8 protein-coding genes and 2 riboswitches are annotated in these 8,944 nt (G+C 37.9%); of the genes, 4 read left to right on the forward strand and 4 right to left on the reverse strand.

Annotated elements, in window-relative coordinates; all coding sequences use genetic code 11:
- The first annotated feature begins 34 nt into the window (after positions 1-34).
- On the forward strand, positions 35-502 hold the full coding sequence (locus tag V7138_RS06300) for a VanZ family protein (RefSeq protein ID WP_335395074.1): 468 nt from the start codon (positions 35-37) through the stop codon (positions 500-502).
- A gap of 51 nt (positions 503-553) precedes the next feature.
- Here V7138_RS06300 and V7138_RS06305 read toward each other — a convergent pair whose 3' ends face one another.
- The 4 genes from V7138_RS06305 to V7138_RS06320 form a co-directional block, all read right to left on the reverse strand.
- Positions 554-886, reverse strand: a complete 333-nt coding sequence (locus V7138_RS06305) for a helix-turn-helix domain-containing protein (RefSeq protein ID WP_335395076.1) — start codon at positions 884-886, stop codon at positions 554-556.
- Positions 887-1,015: 129 nt separating this feature from the next.
- On the reverse strand, positions 1,016-1,156 hold the full coding sequence (locus tag V7138_RS06310; RefSeq protein WP_335395078.1) for an anti-repressor SinI family protein: 141 nt from the start codon (positions 1,154-1,156) through the stop codon (positions 1,016-1,018).
- A gap of 34 nt (positions 1,157-1,190) precedes the next feature.
- A riboswitch (cyclic di-GMP riboswitch) is annotated at positions 1,191-1,280 on the reverse strand.
- A 377-nt stretch (positions 1,281-1,657) separates the two neighbouring features.
- Entirely contained in the window at positions 1,658-2,452 is a 795-nt protein-coding gene (locus V7138_RS06315) for a YqhG family protein (RefSeq protein ID WP_335395080.1), read from the reverse strand.
- A complete protein-coding gene (locus V7138_RS06320; RefSeq protein ID WP_335395082.1) occupies positions 2,430-4,121 on the reverse strand; it encodes a DEAD/DEAH box helicase in 1,692 nt (563 codons plus the stop codon). The genes V7138_RS06315 and V7138_RS06320 overlap by 23 nt, the downstream gene beginning before the upstream one ends.
- 296 nt (positions 4,122-4,417) lie before the next feature.
- A riboswitch (glycine riboswitch) is annotated at positions 4,418-4,510 on the forward strand.
- Between the two features lie 192 nt (positions 4,511-4,702).
- Between V7138_RS06320 and gcvT the strand changes: the two genes are divergently transcribed.
- Genes gcvT through gcvPB form a run of 3 tightly spaced genes read left to right on the forward strand, consistent with a single transcriptional unit; the run spans position 4,703 to position 8,658 of the window.
- Positions 4,703-5,833 (forward strand): glycine cleavage system aminomethyltransferase GcvT, encoded by a 1,131-nt coding sequence (gcvT, locus tag V7138_RS06325; protein ID WP_335395085.1) that lies wholly within the window; start codon positions 4,703-4,705, stop codon positions 5,831-5,833.
- Between the two features lie 25 nt (positions 5,834-5,858).
- The gene (gcvPA, locus tag V7138_RS06330; protein ID WP_335395088.1) at positions 5,859-7,205 is read left to right on the forward strand and encodes an aminomethyl-transferring glycine dehydrogenase subunit GcvPA; all 1,347 of its coding nucleotides are present in this window, start codon (positions 5,859-5,861) and stop codon (positions 7,203-7,205) included.
- Entirely contained in the window at positions 7,198-8,658 is a 1,461-nt protein-coding gene (gene gcvPB / locus V7138_RS06335) for an aminomethyl-transferring glycine dehydrogenase subunit GcvPB (RefSeq protein WP_335395091.1), read from the forward strand. The genes gcvPA and gcvPB overlap by 8 nt, the downstream gene beginning before the upstream one ends.
- The last annotated feature ends 286 nt before the right edge of the window (positions 8,659-8,944 follow it).

The following is an 8,944-nucleotide window of genomic DNA, read 5'->3' on the forward strand; positions in this document are numbered from 1 at the left end:
GAAGTACATTGTTTGAAGGTAAAGGTAGGTTTTTATGTACTTATATATCATTCGCTTTATTTTAGGAATATTACCAGTTGTATATATGCTTTGGATATGGTTACAATCAAGTCATTTTAATCCTAGCAAATTTGAGGATATAGACGACCAAATTGGTATACAATTATATTATCTGCTAGGAGCTGCACTCGAAATTGGTCACCTTTTTCAGTTTGCTATTTTATATGCCTTATTGGTGATGGCTTTCCTGACCTTTGGAAAGCTTTCGCTTAAGATAGAAATTCTGCTGTTTATAATCTCGGTTTTATATGGAGCGCTGGATGAGATCCATCAATATTTTGTACCGTTCAGATCGTTTTCGTTTATCGATTTGGTAAAAGATTCGATAGGCGTCATTGTTGTATCCTATATCATCCACAAAAAGTATTTTAATCAGAAACAATCAAGGGTAGGCAAGTTTTTAAGAGGAATTACCGCACTCAAAAAGAATATCTCCCTATAAAATAAAAAAGCCCTTCAAGAGAAGAATTTTTCACTCTCCTGAAGTGCTTTTTTATTTATTGTTCGTATTTTTCCATTTGTTAAATTCTAAGAATGCCTTAAACTCATCCTTTGAAACCCCGGATTTCATTGCTTCTTGTACAAGTTGGGCCCAATCAGAATCAAGATCTTCTATTTGAACTTCGTGATCCTCATCATGGAGTAGAGTATTCACAGATACCCCAAGGACCGCAGAGATTTTCTCTAAAAATTGAATAGAAGGATTTGATTGAAGGTTGCGTTCAATTGAACTTAAATATGATTTCGCAACCCCTGCTCTATCAGCTAATTCAGATAAGGATAATTTTCTTTGCAAACGGTATTGTTTGATACGTTGACCAATCATAAAATCCACCTTCCTCCATTCATGATTATAACATAAAATGAAGAAAATTGTTTTGTATGACGAACGATTTAATCAAAAATATTGCAAGAAAATGTGTTTTTCCCAAGTAGGAGTGGGTTTCACTGTTCTTTATCCAATCATCGAGTCAAATCCGTCAGCTTTTTCTGCGAAGAATGCTTTGATTTCGTTCACACTAATTCCCATATCTAGTGCTTCTAAAATTAGGTCTACCCATTCCTGATCGAGTGTTTCGTTTTTTAATTGTGTCATACTTTCCAATACCCTCCCAAAATACAATAGTATTCCAGGCAGTCCAGCCATCATAATTGAAATCTCCAACCTTAGACCTGTGACTTTGCGTCCCCATTTTTCAATAGGTTTGCCTTTGTCTGTTCGAACCTAGCTGACTGACCTAACACGTTAGTCCATGTATGTATAGAACCTTTGTATTACTCTTTGAAGTATAAAGCATGATTATCAAGCTTTCTGTAAAAAACTGTCGATGTCAAAATATTTATAAAACATAAACAATTGCTTGTCCTGTATATCGAAAAAGGTCCGCTTTTTTCTGTTTATGTAGAATGAACTCGAAGGATAGGGAGAAAGACCTATGATTTGTTAACAAGGTAGTAAGGGAGGGGAATACATCACATCATTCCAATGAGGATTTTTGTAAAAACACCAAAAAATGGAAGGGTATTTGTCGAACGATTATTTTAAAAAAAGCCTAAAAAAATGTAACCTACCCCCAAAAATGAGGATAGGCCTATGTTACATCGTATTTTGACAAAGATAAAACAATCCACCATTGATAATTTCGACAAGGACTTTCGGTTCGTATTGGTCCCTTAGTGCTTCTTTTTCAATTTCATAGCTTTCTGGTTTTTCGTCAATCCCCTCGTAAAAGGCATCTAACAAAGTTAAATCCTCGTCCCAGCGCTTTCTTGCTTCTTCTGCCCATGCATGATTCTGTGATTCCACATACCCTCTCACATATTGCTGGAGACGATTGACGCCACTTTGTGGTTTTACAAGCGGTGACATCGTGTATGTTAAATCTGGAATTTTAGGAGTAAGTGGAAGCTTTTCAAGTTTTTCCTGAAAATCCTCCACTATGATTCCGTTAATAAGTTGTAAGCCAAGTGACATCAACACATCGCGCTTACGATCACTCTTATAGGAAACCTTCACATTTATCCCGAGCCATGGGTAAAGAGGTGTATTCCCTTGGGCCCCTGGTGGTATTTGTTGGTACAACCGAATATAGCTTGCTAGCTTTTTCGTTGATTCAAAAATTTGATGCAAGCGGGGTGCTCCGAAATGGATAAAGTCACCCTTTACATGATCGGGCGTTTGGTCCCGGTCTGTAATTAACGTAAGCTTCATTGGATTCGGTTCTCCGCCTGTTTTTTCCACATACGTCCAATAGAAGGGGCGGTTCATGAGTTGCTTATCTAAGTCGATTGTCAATTGCACGGTCATATAACCAGGATGCCGTTCAAGTATTTCACAATGGTTGGATACAAAATATTTTTCTAGAAAATTAACGATTTCCTGTTGCTGCACGCTGCTCACCCCCGTTTTGTTCTTCAAAACTGATAATCGATGTTAAATTCTCCATCTTAATTTTCATTTCGCCCTCACTCCGAGACCGAAGCATAATGTCTTGAATATGGTCTTCAATATTTCCAAGATCAAGCCGTGTTAAGATATCATCCAACTGCCCAATAACACGCTCGAACAGATTAATTTTTTCATATAAAAGCTTTAGAATATGCTCTTCAACTGTGTTCTTTGTTGCAAAATTGTAAATATGAACATCTTTTTCCTGACCTAGTCGATGAATACGACCAATACGTTGCTCAAGTCGCATCGGATTCCAAGGAAGATCATAATTGATAATATGGTTACAAAATTGCAAGTTAATACCTTCGCCACCGGCTTCAGTAGCAATCAAAACTTGGAATTTTCCTTTAAACAATTCTCTCATCCAATCTTTTTTCCCACGTTTGAATCCACCTCTAAATGGAACAGATGAAATGCCATTTTGCTGGAGGAACCATTGCAAGTACATTTGTGTCGCACGATACTCAGTAAAAATGATGACTTTATCATCAATTTGTTTAATTAACTCAACTGCTTTTTCAGCCTTTGTATTTTGATTGACCTGTTCGACCTTTTTCATAAGCCCTAAGACCATATCCTCAGGGACCGCAGCACTGCCATCTTCATTTTTCTTCTCAAGCATCTTTTTCAATGTGAAATAGACGGCCTCACGACTACTACAAGCTTCTCTTTGCAATGTTAAAATCGAAAACATACTCGATGCAAAGCCTGATAAGCTAGATCGATAAGCAGAAATTGCATTATATAACTCCTGTTCTGTTTCTGAGAACTCAATCGGAACGGTTTCAACCTTACGTTTTGTCCACTCAATCCCCGTATCATCTCGGCGATTTCGAATCATTACTTTATTAACCAGTTCTTTCAAATGCTCATGATCATCGATTGAGCGCCTCTTTTTCCCGAATAATTCCTCAAAATTCTCCTGATTACCTAAGTGCCCAGGCTTTAGTAATGATACAAGATTAAATATCTCATCAACTCTGTTTTGAATCGGGGTTGCTGTTAATAGTAAACAAAATTTCTTTTTTAGATTTTGAACAAATTCATAGTTTTTCGTTTTGTTATTTTTAAGCTTGTGAGCTTCATCAATGATGATCAAATCGTAATCTTGCTTATATACAATTTCCCGATGAGGGCTTCTTTTTGCCGTATCTATGGAAGAAACGATGACATCATATTGTTCCCACATATAGCTCTTTTTCTGTTGAACCGCAGGAATATAAAACTTTTGATTTAATTCCGAAGCCCATTGAGATACAAGAGATGCTGGAACAAGAATCAATACTTTCTTCACAAGACCACGAATCATATATTCTTTTAAAATCAGGCCGGCTTCAATGGTTTTTCCTAGCCCAACCTCATCTGCTAAAATCGCTTTTCCATTCATTTTTTCAACCACTTGCTTTGCAACCTCAAGCTGATGTGGAAGTGGTGTTAGCTGCGGTAAATGCTTAGGAGCCTGAAGACCCTCGAATTCAGGTATCGACTGGTGTTTTTCAACTTCGTATGCAAGTTTATATAACTCCCAGTTCGCCCAAGGACCGTCATCGTCAATTCTCTGCAAAAAGTCACCTTGCCACGACTGATCAAATTCAAAGTCGACATTCATCTATTCACAGTCCTTTCTTAGTTGAGTATGGTATTTATATAGAAGAAAGTGAACTCTTTTATAAAACCCGAACGTTTAATTGAAAAAATATATTAATGTTAAGAAAATAAAATATTGCCCAATTCTCTGGATGATGGTAGGATGAAGATAGTTCGATAACGCTTCTCCTAGTTTTTTAGAGAGGTTAAGCGTTTTATCTTAATGAATAAAATGTAAGCTTTTGGGCTGGACATGTTAAATTTTCCATAGTCGTTTCGTTAGTATTACCAAAAAAATGAAAAATATGAAAACCGCGAATGACAACAAGGGGAGAGACTACATTTTTGTAGCGCCGAAGGAGCAAGCAAGCCAATTGTGAATCTCTCAGGCAAAAAGACTCTTGTTCGACGCAACTCTGGAGAGAGCCGATATGCGGCCACCAAAGGGGCAAACCTAATAGTACAGTTCAAGCTTTTGAACTACAGTTTAGGTAAACTTTCAGGTGCAAGGACAGAGACTTCACACAACTGTGGAGTTTAACTGTCCTTTTTTGCATTTTCAGAATCTTTTGGTTTCGTAGCGAAAACCCAAATGCTAATTAAATGTTGAAATGTGAAGGAGGAATCGAGTTGACTGAATTAAAACGAACACCATTATTTGATGAGTATCAAAAGCATGGCGCCAAAACAATTGATTTTGGTGGATGGGACCTCCCTGTCCAATTCTCAAGCATTAAAGAAGAACACGAAGCGGTTCGTACAAAAGCAGGACTTTTTGATGTTTCCCACATGGGTGAAATTGATGTGAAAGGAAAGGATAGCCTAGCGTATCTTCAAAAAATGATGACGAATGATGTTTCAATAATCAAGAATGGTGCAACGCAGTACACCGCGATGTGCTATGAAAATGGTGGAACAATCGATGACCTACTTATCTATAAAAAATCCGATGAACACTATTTACTAGTCGTGAATGCCTCGAATACAGATAAAGATTATGAATGGTTAAAAGAGCATGTCTTTGGGGATGTGGAAGTAGTGAACATTTCAAACGAAATCGGACAACTTGCACTTCAAGGACCACTTGCTGAAAAAGTATTACAGAAACTCACAAATACAAATTTAAGTGACATCAAATTTTTTAAATTCCAAGACGAAGTTGAAATTGCTGGTAAGAAAACACTTGTTTCAAGAACTGGCTATACAGGAGAAGATGGCTTTGAAGTCTATTGCCAAGCTGAAGATACTCCTTTCTTATGGAATGCCATCTTAGACGCAGGAAAACCAGAAGGGGTATTACCTTGTGGTTTAGGTGCACGTGACACATTGCGCTTTGAAGCAAATCTTGCACTATACGGACAAGAATTATCTAAAGATATCTCTCCAATTGAGGCTGGTATCGGTTTCGCGGTGAAGCCAAATAAAGAAGCTGACTTTATTGGGAAAGAGGTATTGAAACAGCAAAAAGAAGAAGGAGCTCCTCGAAAAATTGTTGGAATCAAAATGATTGATAAGGGAATTCCTCGTCATGGCTATGAGGTTTATATAGGTGACGAGCAAGTGGGTGAAGTGACGACAGGAACACAATCACCAACCCTTCAAAAAAACATTGGTTTAGTCCTTATTAAATCTGAACATGCCGAACTCGGAACAGAAGTTGAAGTTCAAGTTCGAAAAAGACTCCTTAAAGCGGTTGTTGTAGCAACACCATTTTATAAGCGCCCAAAAAAATAAATGGATTAGGGAAAGGGGTACATTCATGAAACATCGTTATTTACCAATGACGGAACAAGATAAAAACGAAATGCTTCAAGCAATCGGCGTTTCAACAGTCGATGAGCTTTTTAGTGATATTCCAGAAAGTGTTCGATTTAAAGGCGAATACAATATTAAGAAGGCAAAATCAGAGCCTGCTTTAATGAAAGAACTTTCTGTACTTGCTGCAAAGAATGCTGATCTACGTCACAATGCTTCATTCTTAGGAGCCGGTGTATACGATCACTACATGCCAGTGATTGTTGATCATGTTCTATCGCGTTCAGAGTTTTATACAGCATATACACCGTATCAACCTGAAATTTCACAAGGTGAGCTTCAAGCTATTTTTGAATTCCAAACTATGATTTGTGAGCTAACAGGAATGGATGTAGCAAACTCTTCCATGTATGATGGCGGGACTGCTCTTGCAGAGGCAGCAATGCTAGCGTCTGGTCATACCAAAAAGAAAAAGGTGCTTGTTTCTAAAGGTGTTCATCCAGAATCAAGACATGTCCTTGAAACATATGCAAAGGGCCAATACATTGAGGTAGTCGAAGTCCCAACAAAGAATGGTTTAACCGACGTAGACGCACTAAACTCTTTAATGGATAACGATGTAGCGTGTGTCATTGTTCAATATCCAAATTTCTTCGGTCAAATTGAACCATTAAAAGAAATTGAAGCAGTTGCTCATACTGGTAAAAGCATGTTTGTTGTATCAAGTAATCCATTAGCACTTGGTGCTTTAACACCTCCAGGGAAACTTGGTGCTGATATTGTTGTTGGGGATGCACAGCCATTCGGAATTCCAGCTGCATTTGGCGGGCCTCACTGTGGATATTTCGCAGTTACAACAAAATTAATGCGTAAAGTTCCTGGACGCCTAGTTGGTCAAACAGTTGATGAAGAAGGAAAACGTGGCTTTGTATTAACACTTCAAGCCCGTGAACAACATATCCGTCGTGACAAAGCGACTTCAAACATCTGTTCAAACCAAGCTTTAAACGCATTAGCAGCATCTGTTGCGATGACAGCGTTAGGTAAAAAAGGTGTAAAAGAAATTGCAACTCAAAATATCCAAAAAGCCTATTACGCAAAGCAACAATTTAAGGCAAATGGTTTTGAAATACCATTTGAAGGACCATTCTTTAATGAGTTTGTCGTAAAAGTAGGTAAATCATTAAAAGAAGTAAATGCTCGCTTAATAGAAAAAGGAATAATCGGTGGATACGATTTAGGCCGTGATTACCCAGAGTTTGAGGGGTATATGTTAGTGGCAGTAACTGAGTTACGTACAAAAGAAGAGATTGATACTCTTGTTAAAGAATTGGGGGATAGCCATGAATAAGCAAGATCAACCATTAATTTTTGAACTATCAAAGCCAGGGCGAATCGGTTATAGTTTGCCAGAATTAGACGTTCCTGAGATAAATATTGATGAAGTGATCCCTAGTGACTATCTTCGTGTTGAGGAGCCAGAGTTACCAGAAGTATCGGAATTAGATATCATGCGTCATTATACGGCTTTATCTAAACGAAATCACGGGGTGGATTCAGGATTTTATCCATTAGGATCATGTACAATGAAATACAATCCAAAAATTAATGAAAATGTTGCGCGTTACAATGGATTTGCTCATATTCATCCTTTACAAGACGAAAGTACAGTCCAAGGTGCAATGGAGCTTATGTATGACCTCCAAGAGCATCTAAAAGAAATTACAGGAATGGATGAAGTAACCCTTCAACCAGCGGCAGGTGCGCATGGTGAGTGGACTGGATTGATGATGATCCGTGCATATCATGAAGCAAACAAGGATTCAGCTCGTACAAAAGTTATCGTACCAGACTCAGCTCACGGTACAAACCCAGCATCTGCAACAGTAGCAGGATTTGAAACGATTACTGTAAAATCTGGTGAAGACGGACTAGTAGATTTAGAAGATTTACGCCGGGTAGTTGGACCAGATACTGCCGCATTGATGTTAACAAATCCTAATACTCTTGGTCTGTTTGAAGAAAATATCTTAGAAATGACAGAAATCATCCACTCTGCTGGTGGTAAAGTATATTATGACGGTGCAAACTTGAACGCAGTATTAAGTAAGGCTCGCCCTGGAGACATGGGATTTGACGTCGTTCACTTAAACCTACACAAAACCTTTACTGGCCCACATGGTGGTGGGGGCCCTGGTTCAGGTCCTGTTGGAGTAAAGGAAGATTTAATTCCATACCTGCCAAAACCTGTTCTTGTTAAAACAGAGGAAGGTTATCAATTTAATTATAACCGTCCACAATCAATTGGACGCGTAAAACCTTTCTATGGAAACTTTGGAATTAATGTTCGTGCATATACGTACATTCGTTCAATGGGTCCAGATGGACTTAAAGCTGTAACTGAAAATGCGGTTATCAATGCAAACTACATGATGCGTCGTCTGGCACCATATTTTGACCTTCCATATGATAAACACTGTAAGCACGAGTTCGTATTATCAGGTAGACGTCAAAAGAAATTAGGTGTCCGTACATTAGATATTGCAAAACGATTACTCGATTTTGGCTATCATCCACCAACAATCTACTTCCCGCTAAATGTTGAGGAATGTATGATGATTGAACCAACTGAAACAGAATCAAAAGAAACGCTGGATTCATTCATTGGAGCAATGATCCAAATTGCTAAAGAAGCAGAAGAAAAACCAGAAATCGTTCAAGAGGCTCCACACACAACAGTTGTGAGTAGACTAGATGAAACTTTAGCAGCAAGAAAACCTGTTTTACGCTATCAAAAACAATAAACATATATATAAGAAGAGATTCGTCCTGTTTTGGATGAGTCTCTTTTTACCATTAATTACCATGTTTAAAAGTATTGTAAAATGAACGGGAGGCTGATAATATAGATTAAGTCATCACGACAACGTGATTGATTGAGTCAAAACTTTAAAGAGAGAAAATGGTCTTTAAAAAAGTTGTTGACACCAAATGATGATAAATGTTATATTATAAAAGTCGCTTTTGAGCGCCGGATTGAAAAGTTCTTTGAAAACTGAACACAATACAAGCGTCAACGTTTTAATTCTA

Origin of the sequence: Bacillus sp. JJ1533 (assembly GCF_036965045.1) — a bacterium.
GTDB lineage: Bacteria > Bacillota > Bacilli > Bacillales > Bacillaceae_L > Ferdinandcohnia.

Bases quoted from the DNA above. Each gene is read 5' to 3' on its own strand.
- V7138_RS06320 (WP_335395082.1), bottom strand. From the start codon at position 4,121: ATGAATGTCGACTTTGAATTTGATCAGTCGTGGCAAGGTGACTTTTTG.
- V7138_RS06305 (WP_335395076.1), bottom strand. From the start codon at position 886: ATGATTGGTCAACGTATCAAACAATACCGTTTGCAAAGAAAATTATCC.
- gcvT (WP_335395085.1), top strand. From the start codon at position 4,703: ATGTTGAAATGTGAAGGAGGAATCGAGTTGACTGAATTAAAACGAACA.
- gcvPA (WP_335395088.1), top strand. From the start codon at position 5,859: ATGAAACATCGTTATTTACCAATGACGGAACAAGATAAAAACGAAATG.
- V7138_RS06310 (WP_335395078.1), bottom strand. From the start codon at position 1,156: ATGACACAATTAAAAAACGAAACACTCGATCAGGAATGGGTAGACCTA.
- gcvPB (WP_335395091.1), top strand. From the start codon at position 7,198: ATGAATAAGCAAGATCAACCATTAATTTTTGAACTATCAAAGCCAGGG.
- V7138_RS06300 (WP_335395074.1), top strand. From the start codon at position 35: ATGTACTTATATATCATTCGCTTTATTTTAGGAATATTACCAGTTGTA.